Source organism: Rhodococcus sp. MTM3W5.2 (genome assembly GCF_001984015.1).
Lineage (GTDB): Bacteria > Actinomycetota > Actinomycetes > Mycobacteriales > Mycobacteriaceae > Rhodococcus_G > Rhodococcus_G oryzae.
Window position 1 is genome coordinate 5,215,158 of the sequence record NZ_CP019572.1, and the last position, 26,143, is coordinate 5,241,300.

Sequence of the window (26,143 nt, forward strand, 5' to 3'; positions counted from 1 at the left end):
TCGAATTTCCTGTCGGAGATCCGAAGGTGAACACTGAGAATCGCGCTCCGATCCACGATTCACCTGGGGGCTCTATCCTGGATTCCGTGACCGCAGAGGCGAACAGACAGCCCGGGAACGGCCGGGTCGCGGCGTTCTTCGACCTGGACAAGACGATCATCGCAAAGTCGAGCACGCTCGCGTTCAGCAAGCCCTTTTCGACCAGGGCCTGATCAATCGACGCTCCGTCCTCAAGAGCAGTTACGCCCAGTTCCTCTTCCTGCTCGCGGGCGCCGACCACGACCAGATGGAGCGAATGCGCACCCACCTGACCAATATGTGCGCGGGCTGGGACGTGGAGCAGGTGCGCGCGGTGGTCGCGGAGACGCTGCACGACATCGTCGACCCGCTCGTCTTCGCCGAGGCGGCCGATCTGATCGCCGACCACAAGCTCCGCGGCCACGATGTCATCGTGGTGTCGGCATCGGGCGAGGAGGTGGTGTCTCCGATCGCCGACGCCCTCGGGGCCGACCACGCCGCCGCGACCCGGATGGAGGTCAAGGACGGCCGCTTCACCGGCGAGGTCGACTTCTACTGCTACGGCGAGGGCAAGGTCGACGCGATCCGCGAACTGGCGCGACGGGAGAACTACGATCTCGATCGGAGTTTCGCCTACTCGGATTCGGTGACCGACCTACCGATGCTCGCCGCGGTCGGCCACCCCACCGCTGTCAACCCGGACCGCGCCCTTCGGAAGGAGGCCGCCGGAAACGGTTGGCCCATACTGACTTTCTCCAATCCGGTGTCCCTGCGTGCCCGCCTTCAGCCGCCGTCGAGGTCCACCGTCGCGACGACCGCGGCGGTGGGCTTCGGCGCGTTGGCGGCGGGCGCGCTGACGTACGGAATGCTGCGCCGTCGGCGCTGACCTGGCCCGAAGACTGGGATCAATCCAGGTGTGCGAACCCCTTGAAGCGAGTGCGGTCACAGGGTACAAAGGAGTTACGGATGAACGGCAGGCCAAGGTCGACCCGGAAGAGAAGGATCGGTCTCCCGGCCGCGAAGTCCCAGCACGGACACCAGGCACCCACGCGGAGCCGCAAGCCACTATAAGGGCAGCAGCGTTGTGGGCCTGCGTGACTCGGACATTCGGCAGCGAGGACCTTGCACGAGTTGCAGAGGCGAACTGACGATGCTCGAGCCTACGCCGAGGCCGGACACACAACCCACCAAAGCACGCTTGGTAACCCGGCGATCCGTGCTAGCGGGCGGCGAAGTCGACAAGAGTCGGCAGCGCCGCTCGCATTGCGTCCGGGGCCGTTGACGCAGCGAGCCCAGTGCCGTTGCCTCCCAGACGAAGTCCGACCCCGATCTGATCAGCTCGCGGCCGCCGCGTCCGCGATCGACATGGCCTCCCGAGCCCCGGCCTCCATCGCGCCGCAGCACAGGATCACCCAGCTGCCGACACCCTCCGCGGTTCCCGACGCGAAGCCCGTGACACCGTCGCGGTACGCCTGCTGACGCCGCAGCCAACTCACCTCGGGCACACCCAGATTGTGGGGATCCAGCCCGGTCGACGCCGCCACCAGTCGGGACGCGGCCCGCGCGACGACCCCATCGGCGGCACCGAACGGGGACAGCGACAACAACTCCCCGTGCACCACGGCCGCGAGGACCGGGGCGGGCGCCTTCGTTCCGCCGGTGACCAACTGCGCGAGACCGTCGAGCCGCTCGGCGACCCCGGGGTCCGTCCGCGGGCGGCCCAACGTCGACTCGTCGGTGCCCAGGTCGGCCGCCGCGAGCAGGTGCAGCCGGGCCAGCGCCTGGAGCGGCGCCCGCTGCCAGGTCGGCACCATGATGGTGAGCGCGTCGCCGTCGATGGCCTGGGCCACCCGCAGCGCACCCGCCAGGATCGGGTCACCCTCTTCGCCCTCGGCGGGCAGTTCGGTGCTGCCCCCGTCGATGGACGCGGACGCCCGCGCGGCGCGGATGGCCGCCTCGGCCGCGGTCGTCGGCCAACCACGGCGATTGGTCTTGTGCCGGTGCACCTCGCCGAGCGCATCGCGTGCCCGGTCGGCGGCCTCGCGCACGCCGGGCAGGTCCACCAGGGGCTGCAGGGGGTCGTTCACGCTGCTCAACGCTACCCGGCGGCCCCATCGGTCACGCGGGCGAGGAGGCCGGGCGGCGCGGCTATCGGTCCCCCGCACCCGCGGGGCCGGCCTCCCCGATGGTGACGCGACCGTCCTCGTGCACCACCAGGCCCGGGTTGTGCGCGATCTCCCATCGGTAGCCGTCCGGATCGGTGAAGTACCCGCTGTACCCGCCCCAGGCCCGCCAGGCACCCGGCACCAGCACCGTTCCCCTGCTCGCGCCGCGGTCGCGAGGACCTCGTCCACCTCCCCCTGGCTGCCGACGTTGTGGCCGAGGATGATGGGCGCCCGACCCTGCTCGCCCGCCACCGGCGCCGTCGGCCCTGCCTCCCGCACCATCTCGTCGACCGACCACAGCGAGAGCAGAATGCCGGACCCGATCTGCAGGAACAGCACCTCGCCCTGGACGTACAGCGTCGGCGTCCACCCCAGTCCGCCTACGAAGAACGCGTGCGATCGAGCCGGGTCGACGACGCCGAGGGTGAGCACGCTCAGATGCTGGTCCACCCCTCCACTGAACCACCGTGCACGTCAGATGAGCCAGACCGTCGGTCTCAGGACCCCCGCACGAGATCGCGGCCGGGGATCGCCTCGAGCAGCGTCCTGGTGTATTCGTGCTGCGGGTTGTCGAACACCTCCGCCGTCGTGGCGGCCTCGACCACCCGGCCCCGGCTCATCACCACCACGTCGTCGGCGATCTGCCGCACCACCGCCAGATCGTGTGAGATGAAGACGTATGACAGGCCGAGCTGGGCCTGCAGATCACCCAGCAGGTTCAGGATCTGCGCCTGCACGAGCACGTCGAGCGCCGAGACCGCCTCGTCGCAGACGAGCACCTCGGGCCTCAGTGCCAGCGCCCGCGCGATCGCCACCCGTTGCCGCTGGCCACCGGAGAGTTCATTGGGGTACCGCCGCAGCACCGAGCTCGGCAGCGACACCCTGTCCAGCAGGTCGCGCACGGTCCGCTCCCGCTCAGCCCTGTCCCCCACCCGGTGCGTGCGCAACGGCTCCTCGATGGTGCGGTAGACCGAGTACATCGGGTCAAGCGATCCGTACGGATTCTGGAAGATCGGCTGCACCTGGCGCCGGAAGGCGAAGGTCTCCTTCGCATCGAACTCCGCCAGGTCGCGCCCCTCGAAGGTGACGGTCCCCGAGGTCGGCTTCATCAGCCCCAGAACCATGTGCGCGACAGTCGATTTGCCCGAACCCGACTCCCCGACTATCGCCGTCGTGGTGCCGCGCTCGAGCCGGAAGGACACGGAGTCGACCGCCGTGAATTCGGTGTGCCGCCACGGCGCACCGCCCCTGGTCCTGAATTCTTTGACCAGGTCCGAGGCCACCACGACGTCGCCGCGTGCCGGCAGGGGCCCGCCTTCCGCCGCCGCGGCGTGTTCTGCCACCTCGACCGCGCGCGCCCGGATCCGCGCGCGGGCCCTGACGGACTCGAGCTGCTGCGAGGCCAGGGACGGCGCGGCGGACACCAGCTTCCGGGTGTACGCGTGCCGCGGATCGCCGAGGATCTGGCGGGCCGGTCCGGATTCGACCACCCGCCCCCGATGCATCACCACCAGATGCTCGGCCCGTTCCGCCGCCAGGCCCAGGTCGTGCGTGATCAGCAGCACGGCCGTACCGAGTTCCCCGGTGAGCCCGGCGAGATGGTCGAGGATCTGCCGCTGCACCGTCACGTCCAGGGCGGAGGTCGGCTCGTCCGCGATCAGCAGCTTCGGCCGGCAGGACAGCCCGATGGCGATGAGCGCACGCTGGCACATGCCGCCCGAGAACTCGTGCGGATACTGATCGACCCGGTGCCCGGCATCCGGCAGGCCAGCCTCGGCGAGCAGCTCGACGGCCCGCGCCCTTGCCGCTTTCCCCTTCGCGATCCCGTTGGCCGCCAGGGTTTCCGAAATCTGAAAGCCTATCTTCCACACGGGATTCAGATTCGACATCGGGTCCTGCGGAACCAGCCCGATGCCGCGACCACGGACCGCCACCATGTCGGCCTTCGGCGCCCCGACCAGGTCCTGCCCGTCGAAACGGATCTGCCCCGAGGTGACCTTCCCGGTACCGGGCAGCAGGTCGATGATCGCGTGAGCCACGGTCGACTTGCCCGAGCCCGACTCCCCCACGATCGCCACGGTCTGCCCCGGGTAGGCGGCCAGGCTCACCCCGCGCACCGCGGGTACCGCGCGACCGCCGGAACGGAAGTCGACGCTGAGGTCGCGGATCTCGAGCAGCGGACCGGGCTCGCGGTCTCTCATCGCTGCCTCGGCTCGATCATTGCTTCCTCGCTTTGGGATCGAGCGCATCACGCAGGGCGTCGCCGAGCATGATGAAGCCAAGAACCGTGACCGCCAGGGCCGCCGCGGGGTAGAAGATGATCCCCGATCCGGACCTCAGTCTGCTCTGACCGGTGCTGATGTCCCCTCCCCACGACACCACGCTCGGCGGCAGCCCGATGCCCAGGTAGGACAGCGTCGCCTCGGTGACGATGAAGACGCCGAGCCAGATCGTGGTCACCACGATCACCGGACCGATCGCGTTCGGGAGCACGTGCCGCAACAGGATGCGGAAACGGGAGACGCCCAGCGCCGTCGCCGCAAGCACGAAGTCGTTGCCGCGCACCGAGATGACCGAGCCCCTTGCGATCCTGGCCACATGCGGCCAGGCAAACAGGGCGAGGATCAGCATCACCGTCCAGATGCTCCGATTCCGGAACAGCTGCATCATCACGATCGCCGCGAGGATGAGCGGGATGCCGAAGAAGACATCGGTGATCCGGGAGACGACCGCATCGAGCCGGCCGCCGTAGAACCCCGCGAGGGCACCGACGGTGCCACCGATGAGCAGGAAGATCACGGTCGCGCCGACGCCGGTGAGCACCGAGGCCCGCGCGCCGTACACGGTGCGGGCGAAGATATCGCAGCCCTGCAGGTCGAACCCGAACGGATGCCCGGCCTCCGGTCCCCGCATACTGTTCTGCCCCAGACACATTCGCGGATCCTGACCTGTGAACAGTCCGGGCACCGCGACCACCACGAGGACGAAGAGGATCAGCAGGGCCGAGACGAGGAACATCGGGTTGCGCCGCAGGCCACGCCAGGCATCGCGCCACATGCTGGTCGGCGGTGAGGCCTCGTCGAGCCGATCGACGCCGAGCACCTCCTCCTCGTCCGGTCCGGCGACGAAGTAGTTCTGCCCGGCGCGCGCATCGGGGGATGCGCGGTCGGGTGTCCCGGGGAGGTCCGGATCAGGCATAGCGGATCCTCGGGTCGAGCGCGGCGTACAGCAGGTCCACCAGCAGGTTCGCCACCAGGAACACAACCACCAGCACCGTCACGAAGGACACCACGGTGGGGGCCTCGCCGCGGATCACGGCCTGGTAGATCGTGCCGCCGACGCCGTTGATGTTGAAGATGCCCTCGGTGACGATCGCGCCCGCCATCAGCGCTCCCAGGTCGGCGCCGAGGAAGGTGACCACCGGGATCAGCGAGTTGCGCAGGATGTGTACCACCACGACGCGGCGACGGCTCAAGCCCTTGGCCGTGGCGGTACGGACGTGATCGGCGTCCTTGTTCTCCGCCACGGACGTCCTGGTCAGCCGCAGCACGTACGCGAAGGAGACCAGGCCAAGCACGATGGCGGGCACCAGAAGTCTCGAGAAGCTGGCATCGGCACCGACGGTGACCGGGGCGATCCCCCACCTCACGCCGAGGAAGAACTGGGCCAGGAAGCCGATCACGAATACCGGCACCGCGATGATGAAGAGGCTGAGCACGAGCAGGGTCGCGTCGAACGCCTTGCCCTTGCGCAGTCCGGCGATGACACCGAAGAAGATGCCGAACGCGGCCTCGATGACGATCGCCATGAACGCGAGCCTGATGGTGACGGGAAACGCCCTTGCCAGCACGTCCCGCACCGGCTGGCCGGAGAACGAGGTGCCGAAGTCGAGGGTGAAGATGCCCTTGAGGTAGAGCAGGTACTGCACGACGAAGGGCCGGTCGAGGTGGTATCGCTCGCGTAACTGGTCCGCCACGGCGGGGCTGAGCGGCTTGTCGCCCGCGAGCGCCTGGACGGGGTCGCCCGGGATCAGGAACACCATCGCGTAGATGAGCAGCGTCGCCCCGATGAACACGGGGATCATCTGCAGCAGTCTCCGCCCGATGTACCACCCCACCAGGTCACTTCCTTCCGGCCGTGGGCACGGCGTCAGGACTTCTTGATCGCCTCGTACATCGGCAGGCCGTTCCAGCTGATCTGCACGTCGCTCACCGCCTCGGAGTGCCCTGCCGCCGCGATGTAGTCCCACAGCGGGAGCACGGGCAGGTCCAGGAGCAGGATCTCCTGCGCCTGCCCGGCGAGCGCGAACGACTCGTCCTGATCGGTCGCGGCCTCTGCCCTGCGGACCAGGTCGTCGAACGCCGGGTTCGAGTAGTCCTCGTCGTTCGAACCCGCACCTGTGACGAACTGCGGCTCGAGGAACTCGAGGATCGACGGGTAGTCGCCCTGCCAGCCGGACCGGAAGGCGGACCCGATGGTCCGGTTCGTGATCTCGGTCCGGATCTGCTTGAACGTCGGATACGGCGCGCCGACCGCATCGATGCCGAGCGTGTTCCGGATGCTGTTGGCGGCCGCGTCGACCCACGCCTGGTGGCCGCCGTCGGAGTTGTAGGCGATCTCGAACCGGCCGCTCCACGGGGAGAGCGCGTCGGCCTGCGCCCACAGGGCCTTCGCGGCCTCCGCGTCGTACTCGAGCGCCCGGACGCCCGGCAGGTTCGCGTTGAACCCGGGCAGCGAGCTCGCGGTGAAATCGCGCGCGGGCGTGCGCAGGCCCTGGAAGATCTGCTGGGTGATCTGCCCGCGGTCGATCGCCCGCGACAGCGCCTGCCTGCGCAGACCGCCCTCCGGGCCGGCGAAGTGCGGCAGGTCTCCCGGGATGCCGATCTGCGCGTTCTGCGCGGTCGGCGCCTCGAGGGCGCGGTCACCGAGATCCGCCATGAACGTGCTGAGCGCGCTCTCCGGGACGGTGTCGAGAACGTCCAGGTTGCCGGCCTGCAGATCCGAGTAGGCGGTGTCGAGCGAGCTGTAGAAGACGAAGCTCAGGCCACCGTTGTTCGGGGTCCGATTGCCTCGGTAGTCGGGGTTCGGCACCAGGTCCAGCTTGACGTTGTGCTGCCACGCGTCGCCGTCCGCGAACCGGTACGGGCCGTTTCCGACCGGCCGCTCACCGAACGCCGCCATGTCCAGGAACGCCACCTCCGGCAACGGGTAGAACGGGGTGAAGCCGAGCCGCAATCGGAAGTCCACTGTCGGCTGCTTGAGGTCGACGGTGAAGGTGGTGTCGTCGACGATCTTGAGCCCGGACATCGTCTGCGCGGTCGGCGGGCCCGCGGCGACCTCGTCGTAGCCGATGATCGGCTCGAAGAAACTGGACTGCAGCTGGGCATTCGTCGAGAGGGCACCGTAGTTCCATGCGTCCACGAACGACTTCGCGGTGACCGGTGTCCCGTCGGTGAAGGTCCAGTCGGGTTTAATCTTGATCTCGAACGACTTCAAATCCGTGGTCTCGATCGACTGGGCGACCTCGTGCTGGAGATTGCCCCTCGCGTCGTAGGACTCGAGTCCTGCGAAGAGCCGGTCGACGATGCGTCCGCCGCCGTTCTCGTTGGTGTTTGTCGGGATCAGCGGGTTCTGGGGTTCGCTGCCGTTGGCCGTGACCATGCCGCTGCCGCCCTCGGGGGTCGACGAGCACGCGGACAGCACCAGTACCCCGGACAACGCGAGCGCTGTCAGTGCGGTCACCCTGTGGAACTTCAAGAGTCGCCTCCTGCTCGTTCACACGAAGACGCCGCCGTCGGCACGCCGGGTGAGCGCGGCGCGCACACGGCCGACCGTGGATGTCGCGAAGACTAGCCACCGGGTGCCCGGGTGTCCGGCGTTTGTCGCGGTCGGAACCAAGTCGTCGGGCAATCGCAACACCCCGGATACCTGGTGGATGGATCCGTTCGTCGCCCACCTCGACCATCGGGCGCACACACGCGACCGATCGCCGCAGATCCGGGGGTTGCAACCGATTGCAACGATGCGCTCACCGGTACATGTGACTACCCTCACAAAGGCGCGAAAAGCGCCCCCAGGATCACCGAAAGAGGGCACGGGCGACATGACCAGTAGCACCGCCGATACCAACGCAGCCGAGCACGCGACGAGCTACCCGCCGAGCGCTGAGTTCGTCGCGACAGCGAATGCCGGGCCGGAGCTCCAGGCCGCGGCGGATGCCGACCGGCTGGGGTTCTGGGCCGACCAGGCTTCGCGCCTGCACTGGCACGAGCCGTGGAGCGAGGTCCTGGACTGGTCGGACGCCCCTGTCGCGAAATGGTTCGTCGGCGGCAAGCTCAACGTCGCGTACAACTGCGTCGACCGGCATGTCCAGGGCGGCCATGGCGACCAGGTCGCCATCCACTGGGAGGGCGAGCCGGGCGACAGCCGCGACGTCACCTACAACGACCTACTCGCCGAGGTGAGCAGGGCCGCAAACACTTTCACCGAGCTCGGCCTCGTGGCGGGCGACCGCGTCGCCATCTACATGCCGATGGTCCCCGAGGCGATCGTCTCAATGCTGGCCTGCGCCCGGCTCGGCCTGACCCATTCGGTGGTCTTCGCCGGCTTCTCCGCGTCCGCGCTGCGGTCGCGGATCGACGACGCCGAGGCCAAGCTGGTCATCACCACCGACGGCCAGTGGCGCCGCGGGCAGGCTGCCCCCCTCAAGACCGCCGTGGACACCGCGGTCGACGGAGCGGAATCGGTCCAGAACGTGCTGGTGGTCAAGCGCACCGACATCGATGTCGAGTGGACCGAGGGCCGCGACCTCTGGTGGCACGAGACGGTGGCCACGGCCTCGCCCGAGCACGAGGCGCAGGCCTTCGACGCCGAGCACCCGCTGTTCATCCTCTACACCTCCGGCACCACGGGTAAGCCCAAGGGCATCATCCACACCTCCGGCGGCTACCTCACCCAGGCGTCGTACACCCACCACAACGTCTTCGACCACAAGGCGGGCAAGGACGTCTACTGGTGCACCGCCGACATCGGCTGGGTGACCGGGCACAGCTACATCGTCTACGGGCCGCTGTCGAACCGGACCACCCAGGTGGTCTACGAGGGCACCCCGAACTCGCCGGACGAGCACCGGCACTTCAACATCATCGAAAAGTACGGCGTCAGCACCTATTACACGGCACCGACCCTGGTCCGGACCTTCATGAAGTGGGGCCGCGAGATCCCCGACGCGCACGACCTGTCCTCGCTGCGGCTGCTGGGCAGCGTCGGCGAGCCGATCAACCCCGAGGCCTGGCGCTGGTTCCGTGACGTGATCGGTGGCGAGCGCTGCCCGATCGTCGACACCTGGTGGCAGACCGAGACCGGCGCGATCATGATCTCCCCGCTGCCCGGTGTCACGGCCACCAAGCCGGGCTCCGCGATGGCGCCGCTGCCCGGCATCTCCGCGAAGATCGTCGACGACGATGCCAAGCCGCTCGGCGCGGGCGGCAACGGCTACCTGGTGCTCGACCAGCCGTGGCCGTCGATGCTGCGCGGCATCTGGGGCGACATGGAGCGCTTCAAGGACACCTACTGGTCCCGGTACGCCGTGGAGGGCTGGTACTTCGCCGGGGACGGCGCCCGCTACGACGAGGACGGCGACCTCTGGGTGCTCGGCAGGGTGGACGACGTCATGAACGTCTCCGGCCACCGGATCTCCACCTCCGAGGTCGAGTCGGCGCTGGTCGGGCACCACAGCGTGGCCGAGGCCGCGGTGGTCGGCGCCGCCGACGAGACCACCGGCCAGGGCATCGTCGCGTTCGTGATCCTGCGCGAGGGCGCCGAGAACACGGGTGAGGCGCTGATCGCCGAGCTCAAGGTCCAGGTGTCGACGGAGATCAGCCCTATCGCCCGGCCGCGTCAGATCACCATCGTCCCCGAGCTGCCGAAGACCAGGAGCGGCAAGATCATGCGCCGTCTGCTCCGGGACGTCGCCGAGGGCCGCGATCTGGGCGACACCTCGACGCTGGTCGATCCCAAGGTTTTCGATGCGATCCGGGGCAACTGACCCTCCCTCCCCTCACCACGGCGGTGCCCCCGTGCGGCTCGAACGCACGGGGGCACCGCCGTCTCGTCTCGCGTCGGGCGCAGCGGCCGGCCGCCGTCGCGAACCTTCCCGGCCGTGCCGGATTGGCCTACCATGGGTCCGTCAGCGATGGCCCACAGTCCCATTCATGACGAGTGCCGAGCCGAGTGACGCTCACGGGTGAGCCGCGGGTCCGAGCTCGAACGGAGACCGTCATGCCTGATCGGCGCCGGCGAACCAGGTTCGCCGCCCTGCTCGTGCTGCTCCTCGCGGCGCTCGTCGGCTCCCCCGCCGTCGCGCTCGGCGACCAGGATTCCCCCGAACGTCCCGTGCCGAGCCCGGAGCAACGCGCGGCCGCCCTCATCACCCCGTCCGTCGTCCTGGTCAAGGCGGAGGCCAGGGGCTGGGTCCGCTTTCCCGACGGCCAGCCGATCAAAGTGGATCCCTTCCTAACCGGCTGGCGCTGTAGCGGATTCGTCGTCAACCCGGACGGCTGGGTGGCCACGGCCGGCCACTGCGCCGAGGGCGCCCGCGAGGCCCTCCTGCGAACCGCGGTCGACTGGGCGGTACACGCGATCCCCACCCTCGACCCCGCGCTCGTGAACGAGACCGCCCAAGCGAACTGGCGGGTGGAGGGCGACGAGCCCGGATCGGCCCCCTCGATCGCCATGACCGTGATCGCAGGCGGGACCGCCGAGGGCGAGGCACTCCCCGCCGAGGTCACCGGCCTGGTACCGCTCACCGCGGGGGACGTCGCGCTGCTCAAGGTCCAGCGGGGCGGCCTTGCCGCCGCCGAGCTGAGCACGGATGACGGCGTCGACCTGGGCACGCCGGTGGTGTCGGCGGGATTCCCCGGCAACACCGATACCGCGGCCGAGCCGTCGCTGCGGCCCGCGGTCGCGGGCGGTGAGATCAGTGCCAAGAAGGCCACAGGAACCGTCCCGGTCTACCAGATCGACGCGGAGGTGTCCGAAGCCATGAGCGGAGGCCCCACCGCGGACCTCGGGGGTGTCGCGATCGGGGTGAACAGCTTCGGAATCCACGGGCAGACACAGCCGTTCGCCTTCGTCGCCCCGGCCCGCGGCCTCACGGACCTGATGCGCGAGAAGGGTGTCACCCCGACACTCGGGCCTGCCGACACCGCCTACCGCACAGGGGTCGAGCACTACGTCGACGGCAACTACACCGCCGCCATCGCCGACTTCGACCAGGTGCTGTCCCTCGCGCCGGGCTATCCGGGGGCGGCGGACCTCCGGACCAGCGCCGAACAGGAGCGGGACCGGTACGGCGACGCGGCGCCGTCGGACTCGGGCCCGAACTGGGGCCTGCTCGCCGCCATGGCCGTGCTGCTCGCGGTGGGCGCAGGCGTGGTGGTGGTGATCCGGCGGGCGGATCAGGCCTAGAGCTCGGCTCCGCGCGGATCGAGCTCGGGCGCGTCCAGCGAGGCGTCCTTGGTCTCGCGCATCACCAGCAGCGCGACGAACGTCAGGGCGCCCGCCGCCAGCAGGTAGATGCCGACCCAGCCGACGCCGTAGCTGGTCGCGAGCCAGGTCGCGATGAACGGCGCCACCGCCGCACCCAGGATGCTCGCCGTGTTGTAGGCGATGCCCGAGCCGGTGTAGCGCACATTGGTCGGGAACAGCTCCGGCAGCACCGCGCTCATCGGGCCGAAGGTGAAGCCCATCAACAGCATTCCGACGATGAGGAAGACCAGCATGCGGGCGTCGGTCATCTTCTCGGGGTCGAGGGCCACCGAGAACGTCAGCCCGAAGACCATGATCGCGCCGGTCGCGACGAGCAGGGTGATGCGCCGACCGTACCGGTCGGCGAGCCAGCCGGTGATGGGCACGCCCGCCGCGAAGAACAGCACGGCGATCAGCTGCAGCACAAGGAAATCCGAGTACTTGAAGCCGAGCCCGGTGCCGCCCGCGGCGACGGTTTTCCCGGTGCCGTAGCTAAGCACCCAGGTGGTCATGATGTAGAAGAGGGTGTAGGTCGCGAGCATCACGAAGGTGCCGATGATCAGTTGACGCCAGCTCGTCTTGAACACCGTCGCCAGCGGGGTCTTGACCTTCTCGCCGCGCTCGACGGCGCGCGCGAACACCGGGGTCTCCTCTAGCTTCAGCCGCACGTACAGGCCGATGATCACCATGATCGCGCTGAGCAGGAAGGGGATTCGCCAGCCCCAGGTCAGGAAGGCGCTGTCCAGGTCGGGGTTCGCGTTGTCGTGGCCCATGAACAGGGTGATGATCAGGAACAGCCCGTTGGCCAGGAAGAACCCGATCGGCGCGCCGAGCTGCGGCCACATCGCCGCCCAAGCCCGCTTGCCGGACTTCGCCGTCTCGGTCGCGAGCAGCGCCGCCCCCGACCATTCGCCACCGAGCCCGAGGCCCTGGCAGAACCGCATCAGGGCCAGCAGCGCGGGGGCGATGAGCCCGACCGAGTGGTACGTCGGCAGCAGCCCGATGACGAACGTCGCGATGCCCATGGTGAGCAGCGATCCCACCAGGGTGGCCTTGCGACCGATCCGGTCGCCGTAGTGGCCGAACACGATCGAGCCGAGCGGGCGGGCGACGAACGCGAGGCCGAAGGTGGCCAGCGAGGCCAGCAGCGCGGTGGTGCCGTTCCCCTTGGGGAAGAACAGGTGCGGAAAGACCGAGACCGCCGCCGTCGCATAGATGTAGAAGTCGTAGAACTCGATCGAGGTGCCGATCATGCTGGCCACCACGATCCGACTGCGGGGCACCGCGTCCTTCGCGGCAACCGCCTCGTCGACCAGCACGTCCGGGGCTTTGCTCATCCGATTCTCCTGCACACCTGTTCCACGGAATGGACATCCGCCGCCCAAACCTCAGGAAGCAGATCACTCCCGTCGTTTCCGGGGCAATCCAGCGCGAGGTGTTTGCGCCGAGCGGTATCAAGATCGCGTTAAGCTGCAATCGGAGCGCCGGGAAGTCTGGTCGGCACATGGCACACCTGTACGCCCGCGACCTTCGGGAGAATCCTGACGTGATCCAACCGCTCCGCTCCGAACTGACCCGCTACCTGCGCACCGAGACCGTCGGTGGGTCGATCCTGCTGGTGGCGGCTGCCGTCGCCGTCATCTGGGCGAACTCCCCGTGGGCCGACGCCTACACCGCCCTTCGGGACTTTCAGGTCGGGCCGAGCGCGATCCATCTGAACCTGAGCCTGAACACCTGGGCCCAAGACGGCCTGCTGGCGGTGTTCTTCTTCGTCGCGGGCCTCGAGCTCAAACGCGAGCTGGTCGTCGGCGAGCTGGCCGACCGCAAGAAGGCCCTGCTGCCGATCATCGCGGCGGTCGGCGGCGTGGTCCTGCCCGCGCTGATCGCGCTCGCGGTCGGCTGGGGCACCCCCGGCATCGAGCAGGCCTGGGCGATCCCCGTCGCCACCGACATCGCCTTTGCCCTCGGAGTGCTCGCGCTGACCGGGTCGAGGATCCCGGCCAGCGCCAGGGTGTTCCTGCTGAGCCTCGCGGTCGTCGACGACCTGCTCGCCATCATCATCATCGCCGCGCTGTTCACCACCTCGATCGCGATGCTCTGGCTGCTCGGCGCGGTCGCCTGCCTGGCCGCCTACGCGTACGCGCAGCACCGGAGGATCACCACCCCACTGCTGTACGTCCCGCTGGCATTGCTCGCCTGGTACTCGATGCACGAGGCGGGCATCCACGCCACCCTCGCGGGCGTCGCCATCGGCCTGCTGACCAGGGTGCGCAAGGATCCGGGCGAGGCGGAGGCCCCCGCGACCCGGCTCGAGCACCGGATCCAGCCGTTCTCCGCCGGGTTCTGTGTGCCGGTGTTCGCCCTGTTCGCCTCCGGGGTCCCGCTGGGCCCCGAGGTGCTCGAGTCGATGTTCACTGACCGCATCGCGCTGGCGATCATCCTGGGCCTGCTGGTCGGCAAGACCGTCGGCATCTTCGGCGTCTCGTGGGTCGCGGTCCGGCTCGGCATAGCCACGAAGCCGGGAAACCTCGGCTTCCGCGACATGTTCGCGCTGTCGGTGCTCGGCGCGATCGGGTTCACCGTTAGCCTTCTGGTGGCCGAACTCGCGCTCGAAGGAGCCGAGGTGGAAACGGCGAAGGCTGCGGTCCTGTTGACCTCGCTGACGGCGTCGCTGATCGGCTCGGCGCTACTGTTACGCCGGGGGCGCGTCCACCATGCGCGCGCCAACGCGGCCGGTTCCGCGACCGGTCAGCAACGACCACATTCCGGCGAGCCGGACGACGACACACTCCGGCGAGCCGGACGACGACACACTGGAGGGGCGCAGACGTGAGCATCAGTGACCGCAACGGCGACAGGTACGACCGGCTGACCGGGGACGGGGTGCCGAACACCATCACGTCGATCCCGCTCACCGACGTCGATGCGCACGCCCCCGGTACAGCCAGCATCGGGAACCTGGTCAAGGACGCGACCACGCAGGTCTCCACCCTGGTCCGCGCCGAGGTGGCGCTTGCGAAGGCCGAGGTGACCAGCGAGGTCAAGAAGGGCCTGCAGGGCTCGCTGTTCTTCCTCCTGGCGCTCACCGTCCTGCTCTTCAGCTCCTTCTTCTTTTTCTTCTTCCTCGCCGAGACCCTCGCCGTCTGGACGCCGCGCTGGCTCGCGTTCCTGATCGTGTTCCTGCTGATGGTGGTGACCACCGCGGTGCTGGCGCTGTTCGGCTACCTGCGGGTGCGCAAGCTGCGTGCCCCGGAGAAGACCATCGACTCGCTCCGGCAGGCCGCGACGGTGCTGCCGAACGCCGCGGAGTCGAGCTACAAGCACGGCGACTACACGCCCGGCGAGTACGCCCGCCGAACCGCGCCGTAGCCCCGGCATCGAACCGAGAGCATCACCCCTCCCGTGACCTACCCGGATCCCTCCACAGTCCGATTCGACGGCCCGTGGCAACACCGCGACGTGCACGCCAACGGCATCCGCTTCCACGCGGTCGAGGCGGGCCCGTCCGACCCCGGCGCACCGCTGGTCGTCCTGCTGCACGGATTCGCCGACTTCTGGTGGTCCTGGCGACATCAGTTGACGGCCCTCGCGGACGCCGGCTACCGCGCGGTCGCGTTGGACCTGCGCGGCTACGGGACAGCGACAAGCCGCCGCGCGGCTACGACGGCTGGACCCTGGCCGGTGACGTTGCCGGCCTGATCCGCGCCCTCGGCCACACCGAGGCCACGCTCGTCGGCCACGCCGACGGAGGCCTGGTGTGCTGGGCGACGGCGGTGCTGCATCCACGGCTGGTGCGCTCGATCGCCCTCGTCAGCTCGCCGCATCCGATCGCGCTCAAGCGATCGGTGCTGGCCGACCGGGCTCAGCGGTCCGCCTTCCTGCCCGCGTTCCTGCGCTGCCAGCTGCCGTGGCGGCCCGAGCGGGTGTTGACCCGCGGGGACGGCGCCGAGGTCGAGCGGCTGCTGCGCGGGCGATCCGGTCCGCAATGGCCGCAGACCGAGGAGTTCGCCGAGGTCGTCGAGCGGGCCAGGTCCGCGATCCAGATCCCGGGCGCCGCGCACTGCTCGCTGGAGTACCAGCGCTGGGCGTTCCGCAGCCAGTGGCGGCCCGACGGCCGCCGGTTCATGAAGGCGATGAACCAGGTGATGACCATCCCGGTGCTGCAGATCCACGGGGACCAGGACCCGTACGTGCTGGCCGCCGCGTTGCGCCGCGACACCAGGTGGGCCCCTGGCCGGAGCCTGCTCACCATCGCGGGCGCGGGCCACTTCGCCCACCAGGAACGACCGGCCGAGGTGACCGCCGCGCTCACGGAGTTCCTCGCCCGCTGACGCTGTCGACTTGCAGCAAAGATTGACGAAACGTGCCGCGAGATCAGCTGGAGCGGCGTCAGTTCATGTCCCCGGTGGATGGCACGATCGGATCATGATTCAACTGACCAGCCGGTTCGTCGGGCAACTCGATTTCGGCGACGATTCTGTGGCCGGTGCCGCGCTACCTGCTGGAGTACACGGTTTCGGAGCGGGTGCCTGGTATTGGATTCACGGTGATGAGACTCTGACCCAGAGCGAACTCGACAAGGCGGAAGCCGCTCTCCGCGATATGGCGGCCCTGGTCGCTGAAGCCTTGGTCGCTTTCGCTGCTGAGCTGTCCGATTCCCGGTCGACAACTTCATCGTTTCGCGAGTTTCATCTCGAGGAGATCCCCGAAGAGATGGTGTGCGACTTGTTCGACGTCGACACCTGTGAGGTTGTTACCGACGAGGTCTTTCTCGACCATCTGGTTCTCGTCGGCATCGCAATCAACCCCGCCGCGAAGGAACGTGTCCTCGCACTTGACTTCGCAATCGGCGCTGACAAGCCCACCGACCAGCTGCTTGTCGCCGTGTGGGATCGGAACGGCACCGTTACGGCCCACCACGAAAGCTGAGCCCGGCGAACGGGACCAGTCCCCACCTAACATTGGCGATGTCTCTTCGACACGCCCGAGATCCGTCAATCTGCAGCGGTGTGGTCCCGGTAGTCCTCCCTGCATCTCGACAGACGCGCCCGTGAGTCCTTCTGGCCCGCACAGGGGCCACAAGGACTCACGGGCGGCGAAGCCGCCTAGAGGATGCAGCCGCCCGTGTTGACGGCGCTGCTCGCCGCGGAGGCCCCCGCCAGCTGACGCGAGACCTCCTCGGCGGTGAGCACGAAGCCGGTGTCGCTGTTGTCCACTGCCGCGCCGAATACGACGCCGAGCACCTGGCCCTGCTCGTCGACCAGCGGTCCACCGGAATTGCCCTGACGGATCGAGCCGCGCACCGTGTACACCTCGCGCTCGACCTCGGCGGCGCGGTAGATGTCGGGGCCGGTCAGATCCAGGGTCTCCCGCACCCGGGCCGCGCTGGCCGTGTACGGACCGCCGCCCGGGTAGCCGAGGACGATCGCGCTGTCCCCACTCGTGGCCTCCTCCGGCGCGAACGGCAGCACCGGGGCCCGCAGGCCGGGAACCGCCAGCACCGCGACGTCGACGGCCGGATCGAAGAGCACCACCTCGGCGTCCAGCGGCCCGTCCGCGGTGTCCACCGAGACCCCGGTCGTCCCCGCCACGACGTGCGCGTTGGTCATGACCCGCTCCGGGGCCACCACGAAACCGGACCCCTCGAGCGCGCGCTGGCAGCTCGGCGCCACTCCGCGAACCCGGAGCACGCTGGTCTGCAGGCGCTGCGCCACGGGACTGCGCAGCACGCCGGGGTCGGGCGCCTCGACGACGGCGATCGGGGTGCGGCCGAACGGCCCGATCACGTCGGGCAGCCCGGAGGTGTCCAGCAGCGCCGAGAACTCGTCCGGCAGCCTGCGCATCCAACTCGGGGCGTACTCGTCGACCTGAGTCAGGACCCGCGACCCGCGCACCGCGCTGGCGACCTCCGGTTGCGAGGACGCGGTCAGCGGGATGGCCAGCAGCCACGCGGCGACCAGGACGGCGGTCAGCTGCAGGCCGGCGCCGATGACGCTGTCCACGGACCGCGCGACCGGGCTGTGCATGCCGCCGCGGGCGGCGCGGCCGAGCACCATGCCCGCGACCTCGCCGATCACCACCAGCACGACGATCAAGGTGATGCCCGCGAGCACGCGCATCCGCCCCTCGTCGACGTGCACCAGCACGTGCGGCGCGATCAGGATCCCCGCGACCGCGCCGAGCACGACGCCGAAGAAGGCGAGTGCGGACGCGACCGCCCCGTGCCGCCATCCCGACGTGGCCGCGAGAACGGCGATCGCGAGGATCGCGAGGTCGATCCAGGCTGAACCGGTCATCGCTCGTGTACCTCCACGATCCCCGCATCCACCTCGGCCAGCGCGACCTCGAGGTCGCGGATGTCGGAACGGTCCCATTCGATCTCCCAGCCGGAGATCGCGATCAGCCCGGCCAGCACGCCTGCGGTGAAGCCCCACACGAGCATGTCGTCGACGAGGAACGCCGGGCCCTGGTAGCCGAGCCGGTGCCGGACCTGGAAGCGGTTGTCCGGGTCGAGCAGAGTGCGCATCGGCACCCGGGCCACCCGCTCGGTCTCGGCGAGGTCCACCGCACGGACCGGGGTGGGGCGGTCCCAGTACCCGATCACCGGCGTGACGTCGAAGCCCGAGGGCGGGACGAAGATGCCCGGCAGCACCGCGAGGGTGCGCACCCCGGCCGGGTCGAGCCCGGTCTCCTCCTCCGCCTCCCGCAGCGCGGTCCCGACGGGTCCGTCGTCCCCCGGATCGCTGGCGCCGCCGGGAAAGGCGATCTGGCCGCCGTGCTGGCGGAGGGTGGAGGCGCGCTGGAGCAGGAGCAGGTCGGCGTCCTCGGGCAGGCCACCGACCGCGATGGGATCGGCCTCGGGGGACCCGCCGAAGAGCACAAGCACCGCGGCCTCGCGCGCCTGCACTCCGCTCGGCGCCCGCCGCAGGAGCACGGGGTTGACGGAATTGGTGTCCGACGGCGGCAGCGTCGAGACCCGGCGCAGCCATTCCGGCGGCAGGTGGTTGGTCTCGCTCACGCGCTCACGCCCAGCTTCTCCTGCACCGCCGCGGCGATCTGGTCGGCGCTCTCGAACGGCACCGGCAGCACCCCTGCGACGGTGCCGTCGGCCCGGACCAGCACGGTCACGGGCAGCACGTTCGGCGCCCCGACGGCCGCGGCGATCTTGCCCGCGCCGTCCTGTACGCCCGGCAGGTGCACGCCGTATTCGGTGAGCGCGGACAACGCGTTCCCTTCCTTGGGGTCCTGGTGGACGGTCAGCACGGTGACGGCGTCCCCGGCGCGGTCCGCGTATTCCTGCAGGGCTGGCAGTTCCCTGGCGCAGGGCCCACACCAGTAGGCCCAGAGGTTGACCAGCGCGGGCTTGCCCGCCAGCGCGGCACCGACGTCGATCCTGCCACCGTCGGAGAGGCATTCGAGCCCGATCCCGGCCAGCGGTCCGGCCGGGATCGCGCCGGGTGTTGGGGTGGGGCAGGCGCTCAGCGCGGCGTCGGCACGCACCCCTGCCAGCGCCTCGGGTGTGTCGCCTGGCGCCCGTTCCTGCGGCGCGGCGGTGGAGTTGCCGATGGAGTCCGCATAGCCGCGCGATCCGGACTCGTCCGAGTCGCCCCGCGGCCAGATCGCGACGATCAGGGCCGCCACGACGACGAGTGCGGCCAGGCTCCAACGGCCGGTGTTCGACAATCGCACGGTCAGCTCACCGACCCGCCAACTCGAGCAGATGTTCGGTCTCGGGGCCCTTCACCAGGGCGGCAGCGGCCACCGGGTCGGTTGGCCCGATGCCGTAGGAGGGGCAGTCCTTGGCCAGCAGGCACACCCCGCAGGCCGGCTTCTTCGCGTGACAGACCCGGCGGCCGTGGAAGATCACCCGGTGCGAGAGGTCGGTCCACTCCTTGCGCGGGATGAGCTCGCCGACCGCGTGCTCGACCTTCACCGGGTCCTCCTCCTGCGTCCAGCCCCACCGCCGGACGAGCCTGCCGAAGTGGGTGTCGACGGTGATCCCGGGCACACCGAACGCGTTCCCGAGGACCACATTGGCCGTCTTCCTGCCGAAGCCAGGCAGCGTCACCAGATTCTTCAGGTCGCCCGGGACCTCGCCGTCGAACCGCTCGAGCAGCGCCTGCCCGAGCCCGATGATCGAGTTCGTCTTGTTGCGGTAGAAGCCGGTGCTCCGGATGTACTCCTCCAGCTCCGTTCGATCCGCCTCTGCGTAGTCGCGGGCGGTCCGGTACCGGGCGAACAGCGCGGGCGTCACCTGGTTAACCCGCACGTCAGTGCACTGCGCGGACAGGATCGTCGCCACCGACAGCTCGAGCGGGGTGGTGAAGTCGAGCTCGCAGTAGACGTGCGGGAACGCCACGGTGAGGGTGCGGTACATCCGCCGCGCCCGGCGCACGAGGCCGAGCCGGGTCTCCTCCTTTGCCGGTCGCGAGGTCGGCGCCGCCCCACGCGGGGCCGGGGTCTGCGATGCGGTGGTGGACACCGGACCAACTCTACGGACGGTGCCAAACGGAACTGGACATCGTTTCGCTTCTGAGACAAACGCCGTGTTTACTACCCGGTATGCAAGGACTGGCTGTGGTGCTCTTCCCAGTGCTGCTCATTCTTTTTGCACTGGCAATGGAGCGGGTGGAGTTCCGGCTGCGCCGGCTGACCGTGCGCGAGCAGGAGGTCCAGGAGTTCCTGGACAAGGCGAGTCATGCCGACGTCGCCACCCTGGCCAACGAGGGGCTGCCGCGGGCGCTCGCCCGGTTCCACCTCCGCCGCAAGCGCGGCGCCGAGGATGAGGACGACGACGAATCGCAGGCGCCGGAGCAGCGCGCGAGCTGACCTTTCCGGAGTGTCGGACGCCGTTCGGCATGCGCCGCGTGGCGTCGGTCACTAGTCTTCGACGTCGGGACGATAGACTTCCAGCGAGTACTCAACGATAGGTCGACGCGATCGTGCGTCGATCACGTCGGGGGAGACCACACGATGGCGTCCCCAACGACCCGAAGAAGGAGCACACGTGGACGAGATCCTGGCCAGAGCCGGAATCTTCCAGGGCGTCGAACCGTCGGCGGTGGCCGCGCTGGTCAAGCAGCTGCAGCCGGTCGACTTCCCGCGTGGGCATGTGATCTTCAACGAAGGCGAGCCCGGCGACCGGCTGTACATCATCGTGTCCGGCAAGATCAAGCTCGGACGCCGCTCCCCCGACGGTCGCGAGAACCTGCTCACGATCATGGGCCCGTCCGACATGTTCGGTGAGCTCTCGATCTTCGACCCGGGTCCGCGTACTTCCACCGCCACCACGGTCACCGAGGTCCGCGCTGTGCAGATGGACCGCGACGCCCTCAAGTCGTGGATCGATCAACGCCCCGAGATCGCGGAGCAGCTGCTGCGCGTGCTGGCCCGTCGCCTGCGCCGCACCAACAACAACCTCGCGGACCTGATCTTCACCGACGTCCCCGGCCGTGTCGCCAAGGCGCTGCTGCAGCTCGCCCAGCGCTTCGGCACTCAGGAGGCCGGGTCGCTGCGCGTGACGCACGACCTCACCCAGGAAGAGATCGCCCAGCTGGTCGGCGCCTCCCGCGAGACCGTGAACAAGGCGCTCGCCGACTTCGCGCACCGCGGCTGGCTGCGGCTCGAGGGCAAGAGCGTGCTGATCTCCGACTCCGAGCGGCTGGCCCGACGGGCCCGGTAACTCCCCCACACGCACGAATCGGCCACCCCGGATCTTCCGGGGTGGCCGATTTTGCGTCGACCTCCAATTCCTATAGCCAAACGGGCATGGCGGCGAGCGAACTTTGCATTCGACAGGCATGGGGCCGGGACAGCAGTATTGACCTTGCCTGAATCGACGGGGAGGTCACAGCGATGGGAAGCAGATCGTGGGTGGAGATCCGCCGCCGCGCGGGTGTCCAGATCGAGCATCCGATGTCCGATCCGCAGACCGACGTCGAATACAACGTCCGAAACACAGTTTCGCCAGCGCTGTTCGACGAGATCATCGGCGAATACCTCGCCCGATCCGCGACCGCGGTACAGGGCCTGCGCGGATTCACCGACATCTACTACGACCCGCACAGCCAACAGAAATTGGACGTCTGGGGAATCTCCGACGACCCCGGCCAGTTTTCATCGCCATCCACGGGGGCTACTGGCGCGCCCTGTCCCGTCACCACACCGCCTTCATGGCGCGCGCCCTCGACGCGGAGGGGATCGCCACCGTCACCGTCGACTACGGTCTCGCGCCGGAAACCACACTCGAGGAAATCGTCCGCCAGGTCCGAGCGGCGGTCGCATGGGTCTACCACCACGGCGCCGGTCACGGGCTCGACCCCGATCGCATCGTCGTCGGTGGAAGCTCCGCCGGAGGGCACCTCACCGGCGCCGTCATGGTCCCGGGCTGGCAGCGTGCGCTCGGCCTGCCCGAGACCGTCGTGCGCGGCGCCATGCCGATCAGCGGACTGTTCGACCTCCGCCCGCTCGTCGACTCGTTCGCGAACGAGTGGCTCGAACTCGACATCGAGCGGGCGCACGCGTTGAGCCCACTGCTTCTTGTGGACGGACCCGGACCGGCGGCCGTGATCGCAGTTGCGGACCGAGACGGTGCCGGATTCCTCACGCAGACCCACCGGTTCCACGACGCCTGGGCGGAGCACTCACCCTGCACCTTGCTCGTCGTTCCCGATCGCAACCACTACGACATCTTTCTCGATCTGGCCGACTCCACGACGGCGCTCAATCGCGCCCTCGTCGGCATGATCAACGGACTCGAGGACCAGCGCTCACCTGCGGGATAGGCAGGTATAGCAAAACGGGTATAGAAAAGACGATGAACTGTATGTTTAGGCTATTACCTGGGGTCAGAGCCCGATAGGCTCGGCGGCATGGACACGCCCCGACTCCTCGACGGCCGGCTCAAGCTCCGGCACCTGGTGCTGGTCGACGCGCTGACCCGGCAGGGCAGTGTGGTCGGCGCGGCCGCGGCTCTCCACGTGACCCAGCCCGTGGCCACCCGCAGCCTGCACGACCTCGAGTCGATTCTCGGCGTTGAGCTGTACGAGCGCGGACCGCGCGGCATCACGCCGACGATCTTCGGCGAGGCCTTCACCTCGCACGCGAGGGCCGTCATCGCACAGTTGACGCAGGCAGGCAGGCATGTGGTCGAGCTGGCCGACGCCGATCGCGGGACCGTGGTGGTCGGCACCCATCTCGCCGGATCGAACGTCCTGCTCCCGGGGGCCATCGCGCGCCTGAAGGCGGAGCGACCGTTGCTCACGGTGATCGTGCGCGAGGGCACCCCCGAGACGCTGCTCGTCGAGCTCGAGGCCGGCCGTGTCGACCTGATCGTGGGCCGGCTCACCTCCCCCACCGACCAGGCCGCCATCCGCGACACCCTCTACGAGGAATCGGTGGAACTGGTCACCCGCGCCCGCCATCCACTGGCCGAGCTCGACAGCCTGACCCTCGCGGACCTGGCCGACTACCCCTGGATCCTGCCGGGCGTCGAGACCTCGCTGCGCCGCGAGCTGGAGGAGTTCTTCGCCAGGAACGGCATGCCGCTGCCCGAGAACCGGGTCGAGGCAACCTCGTTCCTCACCGTCCGCCAATTGCTCATCGAGACCGACATGATCGCCGTGCTCCCGAGCCTGATCCCGCGCGACGACGCTCGGCTGACCACCCTCCCCGTGGCGCTGGATCCGATCGGGCACCGCGTCGGGATCACGCTCTCTCCCGGACGCACCCTCAGCCCTTCGGCCGAGGCGCTCGTCGGCAACCTGCGCCGCATCGCGGCGGAGATCGCACCGACAGATCGGTGAGCCCCACGACACCAAAAGCGGCGAGCCGCCCACCCGTCGGGTGAGCGGCTCGCCGAATGCGCCTGGGCCGATGCGGCCTACACGCGTGCGCGCTCCGCAGCGGCCGGGAGCTCCTGCCCCCGTGAGCTCGACGGGACGAGCCGGAACAGCGCGATCGCACCGGCCAGACTGATCGAGCAGATGACCACCAGGTACCAGGTGACTCCGACCGAGGAACCGGTCGCGTTCAGCAGCGCCGTCGAGATCATCGGCGCGAGTCCACCACCGAGGATGGCCGCGGTCTGCAGGATGAGCGACGATCCGGAGTAGCGCACCCTGGCCGGGAAGGTGTCCGCGATGATGCTGCCCTGCACGCAGTGCGTGACGGGAATGATCAGGCCCATCCCGAGGAAGGCGATCACCGCGAGCACCGAGTTCTCGGTGTTGAGCAACGGGAAGAACGCGATGCACCACAGCAGGATGGCCGCCGACCCCGCGATGAACATCGTCCGCCTGCCGTAGCGGTCCGCGACCGTCGTCCACACCGGGATCGTCGCGAACCACAACACGGCGGCGGCGGTCACGCTGAGCACAAGGAACTGCTTGTCATAACCCAGGTGCTGGGTGCCATAGGACAGCGTGAACACCATGAAGGCGTACGCGACCGCGGAGTTGGCCACCACCGCGAGCAGGGTTAGCGACAGCCGGGGGAACCCGACCTTGAGCGACTCCTTCAGCGGGAAGCGGACCACGTCCCCCTTCTCGAGAATGCCTGCAAACGAAGGAGATTCGGTCACCCGCAGCCTGATCACCAGGCCGATCGCGACGAGCACGAAGCTCAGCAGGAACGGGATACGCCAGCCCCACGACTCGAAGGCCGCGTCCGAGAGCACCGCGTTCGTCGTCAGGAAGATGGCGTTGGCGAGCACGAGTCCGGCGGGAGTACCCATCTGCGGGAACCCGGCATAGAGGTTCTTCTTGCCCTCGGGCGCATGCTCCATCGACATCAGGGTGGCGCCCGCGCCCTCGCCGCCGAGGCCGATGCCCTGGACGATCCGCATCGCGACCAGCAGGACCGGGGCCCAGAAGCCGATCGAGTCGTAGTTGGGGATGAGACCGATGAGCGTGGATCCGACGCCCATCATCACCAGCGATACGACCAGTGTCGCCTTGCGACCGATGCGGTCACCGAAGTGCCCGAACACCAGGCCGCCAAGGGGCGGGCGATGAAGCCGACCGCGAAGGTGCTGAATGCGGCGAGGGTGCCCACCGACGGGCTCAGGCTGGGGAAGAACTGCTTGTTGAAGATGAGCGCTGCGGCGGTGCCGTAGAGGAAGAAGTCGTACCACTCGAGCGTCGTGCCCGCGAGGGTGGCCATGGCCACCCGGCTGCGGGCCGCCGCGGCAGGGCCGGGACGGTGTTCCGGTTTCTCGTTCATCGTGGGACCTATCATGTTGGGAGACAACGAATGTGTTTGCGATAGCCGCGAGGGTCGAAGTTCCGCTCACCACGGAGCCGTGCGCGGGAAGGGGTGACGATCACAGTCTCACTCTGTGAGCCATGACACACAAATGCCGATTCGCTGATCTGCCATACCTATTTCGACATAGCAGGATCGGTATCGCACAGCCGGCCGGCCCGCCCACCGGCCGGTCAGCTCAGCCCCAGGAACCGCTCGGCATTGCCACGGGAAATAAGTTGCCGTGCAGCATCATCGAGAAACTCACTCTTGCGCACCACCTCTCCGACCGGACGTTCCCCGAGCGGATAGGGGTAGTCACTGCCCACCATCACCCGCTCGACACCGACTGTGTCGACCAGCAGCCGCAGCGCCCGTTCGTCGAAGACCACAGAGTCGACGTAGAAGCGCCCGAGGTAGTGCGACGGGGGGAATTCGGACGTCCCGATCACGTCGTTGCGCCCGTGCCAGGCATTCTCCATCCTCCCCAGCCAGAACGCGAAAGATCCACCGCCATGAGCGAATCCGATCTTCAGGCTCTCGTCGATCCGGTCGAACACGCCGCCGAGTATCAACGCGAGTATCGAGAGGTGGGTCTCGGCCGGCATCGCGGTCAGCCACTGCGCCATCCACCGATCCAACCGAGGAGAGTTCGCCATGTCCCACGGGTGCACGAACACCGGCACCCCCAGCGAGGCGCAGTGCTGCAGAAAGGTGACCACGCCCTCGCTGTCGAGGTCCAGGTCGCCGACGTGGTTGCCGATCTCGACGCCCCGATGACCGTTGGTGACGCACCGCTCGAGCTCACGGCACGCGGCATCGGTGTCCTGCAATGGAACCTGACAGAACGGAATCAGCCGATCCGCGGCAGGCGCGACGATCTCCAGCGCCAGGTCGTTGAAGATCCGTGCGATCCGCTCGCCCTGCTCGCCGGTCCGACCGTAATTGAAGAACGCCGGGGTTGGCGAGACCACCTGGGTGCGGACACCGTCCGCGTCCATGTCCCGCAACCGGATCTCGGCATCCCAGCAGTCCGCCTGGATCCGGCGGAACTCCTTCGTGCCCATCATGATCATCGCCTCGGACTCGGACTCGATCCGCAGCCATGGCGCGTCCTGACCCGCCACCGCCGTGAGGTCGGGCCAGCCGTTCGGCACGTAGTGGGTGTGGACGTCGATCATTCCGCTCAC

At 68.8% G+C, this 26,143-nt stretch carries 20 protein-coding genes and 3 pseudogenes; 11 read left to right on the forward strand and 12 right to left on the reverse strand.

Translation table 11 applies throughout. From position 1 onward, the window contains the following. Positions 1–74 precede the first annotated feature (74 nt). Positions 75–904 (forward strand): annotated as a pseudogene (locus BTZ20_RS23810) (HAD-IB family hydrolase). 448 nt (positions 905–1,352) lie between these two features. Here the strand turns inward: BTZ20_RS23810 and BTZ20_RS23815 are convergent. The 5 genes from BTZ20_RS23815 to BTZ20_RS23840 form a co-directional block, all read right to left on the reverse strand. Next, a complete protein-coding gene (locus tag BTZ20_RS23815; protein ID WP_077043051.1) occupies positions 1,353–2,105 on the reverse strand; it encodes an oxidoreductase in 753 nt (250 codons plus the stop codon). A 575-nt stretch (positions 2,106–2,680) separates the two neighbouring features. Then, a complete protein-coding gene (locus tag BTZ20_RS23825) occupies positions 2,681–4,384 on the reverse strand; it encodes a dipeptide ABC transporter ATP-binding protein (RefSeq protein WP_077043052.1) in 1,704 nt (567 codons plus the stop codon). Positions 4,385–4,400: 16 nt separating this feature from the next. Further along, on the reverse strand, positions 4,401–5,381 hold the full coding sequence (locus BTZ20_RS23830; RefSeq protein ID WP_077043053.1) for an ABC transporter permease: 981 nt from the start codon (positions 5,379–5,381) through the stop codon (positions 4,401–4,403). After that, a complete protein-coding gene (locus BTZ20_RS23835; RefSeq protein WP_077043054.1) occupies positions 5,374–6,300 on the reverse strand; it encodes an ABC transporter permease in 927 nt (308 codons plus the stop codon). Before BTZ20_RS23835 ends, BTZ20_RS23830 begins: the two co-directional genes overlap by 8 nt. 32 nt (positions 6,301–6,332) lie before the next feature. After that, positions 6,333–7,925, reverse strand: a complete 1,593-nt coding sequence (locus BTZ20_RS23840) for an ABC transporter substrate-binding protein (protein WP_411269096.1) — start codon at positions 7,923–7,925, stop codon at positions 6,333–6,335. A 361-nt stretch (positions 7,926–8,286) separates the two neighbouring features. On the opposite strand from BTZ20_RS23840, the gene acs reads away from it, so the two are divergent. Both acs and BTZ20_RS23855 read left to right on the forward strand, forming a co-directional pair. After that, positions 8,287–10,230 (forward strand): acetate--CoA ligase, encoded by a 1,944-nt coding sequence (acs, locus tag BTZ20_RS23850; RefSeq protein ID WP_077043057.1) that lies wholly within the window; start codon positions 8,287–8,289, stop codon positions 10,228–10,230. Positions 10,231–10,463: 233 nt separating this feature from the next. Then, positions 10,464–11,651: a serine protease gene (locus tag BTZ20_RS23855; RefSeq protein WP_077043058.1), complete on the forward strand. Its 1,188-nt coding sequence runs from the start codon at positions 10,464–10,466 to the stop codon at positions 11,649–11,651. Here the strand turns inward: BTZ20_RS23855 and BTZ20_RS23860 are convergent. After that, complete coding sequence (locus BTZ20_RS23860; protein WP_077043944.1) at positions 11,648–13,048, reverse strand: MFS transporter; 1,401 nt, start codon at positions 13,046–13,048, stop codon at positions 11,648–11,650. The two genes, BTZ20_RS23855 and BTZ20_RS23860, sit on opposite strands and share 4 nt — an antisense overlap. A 209-nt stretch (positions 13,049–13,257) precedes the next feature. On the opposite strand from BTZ20_RS23860, the gene nhaA reads away from it, so the two are divergent. The 4 genes and pseudogenes from nhaA to BTZ20_RS23880 all read left to right on the forward strand — a co-directional run bounded on the left by nhaA (position 13,258) and on the right by BTZ20_RS23880 (position 16,640). Next, on the forward strand, positions 13,258–14,544 hold the full coding sequence (nhaA, locus tag BTZ20_RS23865) for a Na+/H+ antiporter NhaA (protein WP_083742993.1): 1,287 nt from the start codon (positions 13,258–13,260) through the stop codon (positions 14,542–14,544). A 2-nt stretch (positions 14,545–14,546) separates the two neighbouring features. Next, positions 14,547–15,080 (forward strand): phage holin family protein, encoded by a 534-nt coding sequence (locus tag BTZ20_RS23870; protein WP_077043945.1) that lies wholly within the window; start codon positions 14,547–14,549, stop codon positions 15,078–15,080. A gap of 33 nt (positions 15,081–15,113) precedes the next feature. Then, positions 15,114–16,042 (forward strand): annotated as a pseudogene (locus BTZ20_RS23875) (alpha/beta fold hydrolase). 94 nt (positions 16,043–16,136) lie between these two features. Next, positions 16,137–16,640: a DUF2004 domain-containing protein gene (locus tag BTZ20_RS23880; protein ID WP_077043059.1), complete on the forward strand. Its 504-nt coding sequence runs from the start codon at positions 16,137–16,139 to the stop codon at positions 16,638–16,640. Between the two features lie 176 nt (positions 16,641–16,816). On the opposite strand, the gene BTZ20_RS23885 is transcribed toward BTZ20_RS23880, so the two are convergent. The 4 genes from BTZ20_RS23885 to nth are packed head-to-tail and all read right to left on the reverse strand — an operon-like array spanning position 16,817 to position 20,088. Further along, positions 16,817–18,007, reverse strand: coding sequence for a MarP family serine protease (locus BTZ20_RS23885; RefSeq protein ID WP_077043060.1), 1,191 nt, complete (start codon positions 18,005–18,007; stop codon positions 16,817–16,819). Continuing rightward, positions 18,004–18,711, reverse strand: a complete 708-nt coding sequence (locus BTZ20_RS23890) for an NUDIX hydrolase (protein ID WP_077043946.1) — start codon at positions 18,709–18,711, stop codon at positions 18,004–18,006. Before BTZ20_RS23890 ends, BTZ20_RS23885 begins: the two co-directional genes overlap by 4 nt. Before the next feature lie 14 nt (positions 18,712–18,725). Further along, on the reverse strand, positions 18,726–19,400 hold the full coding sequence (locus BTZ20_RS23895) for a TlpA family protein disulfide reductase (protein ID WP_077043061.1): 675 nt from the start codon (positions 19,398–19,400) through the stop codon (positions 18,726–18,728). A 7-nt stretch (positions 19,401–19,407) separates the two neighbouring features. Continuing rightward, positions 19,408–20,088: an endonuclease III gene (nth, locus tag BTZ20_RS23900; protein ID WP_083742994.1), complete on the reverse strand. Its 681-nt coding sequence runs from the start codon at positions 20,086–20,088 to the stop codon at positions 19,408–19,410. A gap of 185 nt (positions 20,089–20,273) precedes the next feature. Between nth and BTZ20_RS23905 the strand changes: the two genes are divergently transcribed. The 4 genes from BTZ20_RS23905 to BTZ20_RS23920 all read left to right on the forward strand — a co-directional run bounded on the left by BTZ20_RS23905 (position 20,274) and on the right by BTZ20_RS23920 (position 23,515). Next, a complete protein-coding gene (locus tag BTZ20_RS23905) occupies positions 20,274–20,540 on the forward strand; it encodes a hypothetical protein (protein ID WP_077043063.1) in 267 nt (88 codons plus the stop codon). A 178-nt stretch (positions 20,541–20,718) separates the two neighbouring features. After that, positions 20,719–21,393: a Crp/Fnr family transcriptional regulator gene (locus BTZ20_RS23910; protein WP_077043064.1), complete on the forward strand. Its 675-nt coding sequence runs from the start codon at positions 20,719–20,721 to the stop codon at positions 21,391–21,393. 187 nt (positions 21,394–21,580) lie between these two features. Next, entirely contained in the window at positions 21,581–22,495 is a 915-nt protein-coding gene (locus BTZ20_RS23915; RefSeq protein ID WP_223263492.1) for an alpha/beta hydrolase, read from the forward strand. Positions 22,496–22,582: 87 nt separating this feature from the next. Next, positions 22,583–23,515: a LysR substrate-binding domain-containing protein gene (locus BTZ20_RS23920; RefSeq protein WP_077043065.1), complete on the forward strand. Its 933-nt coding sequence runs from the start codon at positions 22,583–22,585 to the stop codon at positions 23,513–23,515. Between the two features lie 77 nt (positions 23,516–23,592). On the opposite strand, the pseudogene BTZ20_RS23925 reads toward BTZ20_RS23920, so the two are convergent. Next, positions 23,593–24,872 (reverse strand): annotated as a pseudogene (locus tag BTZ20_RS23925) (MFS transporter). Between the two features lie 275 nt (positions 24,873–25,147). Beyond that, entirely contained in the window at positions 25,148–26,143 is a 996-nt protein-coding gene (locus BTZ20_RS23930) for an amidohydrolase family protein (protein WP_077043066.1), read from the reverse strand.

What these genes read in the sequence shown, in the direction of transcription:
- BTZ20_RS23825 (WP_077043052.1), bottom strand. Translation starts at nt 4,384, where the DNA reads ATGAGAGACCGCGAGCCCGGTCCGCTGCTCGAGATCCGCGACCTCAGC.
- BTZ20_RS23830 (WP_077043053.1), bottom strand. Translation starts at nt 5,381, where the DNA reads ATGCCTGATCCGGACCTCCCCGGGACACCCGACCGCGCATCCCCCGAT.
- acs (WP_077043057.1), top strand. Translation starts at nt 8,287, where the DNA reads ATGACCAGTAGCACCGCCGATACCAACGCAGCCGAGCACGCGACGAGC.
- BTZ20_RS23855 (WP_077043058.1), top strand. Translation starts at nt 10,464, where the DNA reads ATGCCTGATCGGCGCCGGCGAACCAGGTTCGCCGCCCTGCTCGTGCTG.
- BTZ20_RS23860 (WP_077043944.1), bottom strand. Translation starts at nt 13,048, where the DNA reads ATGAGCAAAGCCCCGGACGTGCTGGTCGACGAGGCGGTTGCCGCGAAG.
- BTZ20_RS23880 (WP_077043059.1), top strand. Translation starts at nt 16,137, where the DNA reads ATGATTCAACTGACCAGCCGGTTCGTCGGGCAACTCGATTTCGGCGAC.
- BTZ20_RS23885 (WP_077043060.1), bottom strand. Translation starts at nt 18,007, where the DNA reads ATGACCGGTTCAGCCTGGATCGACCTCGCGATCCTCGCGATCGCCGTT.
- nth (WP_083742994.1), bottom strand. Translation starts at nt 20,088, where the DNA reads ATGTACCGCACCCTCACCGTGGCGTTCCCGCACGTCTACTGCGAGCTC.
- BTZ20_RS23905 (WP_077043063.1), top strand. Translation starts at nt 20,274, where the DNA reads ATGCAAGGACTGGCTGTGGTGCTCTTCCCAGTGCTGCTCATTCTTTTT.
- BTZ20_RS23920 (WP_077043065.1), top strand. Translation starts at nt 22,583, where the DNA reads ATGGACACGCCCCGACTCCTCGACGGCCGGCTCAAGCTCCGGCACCTG.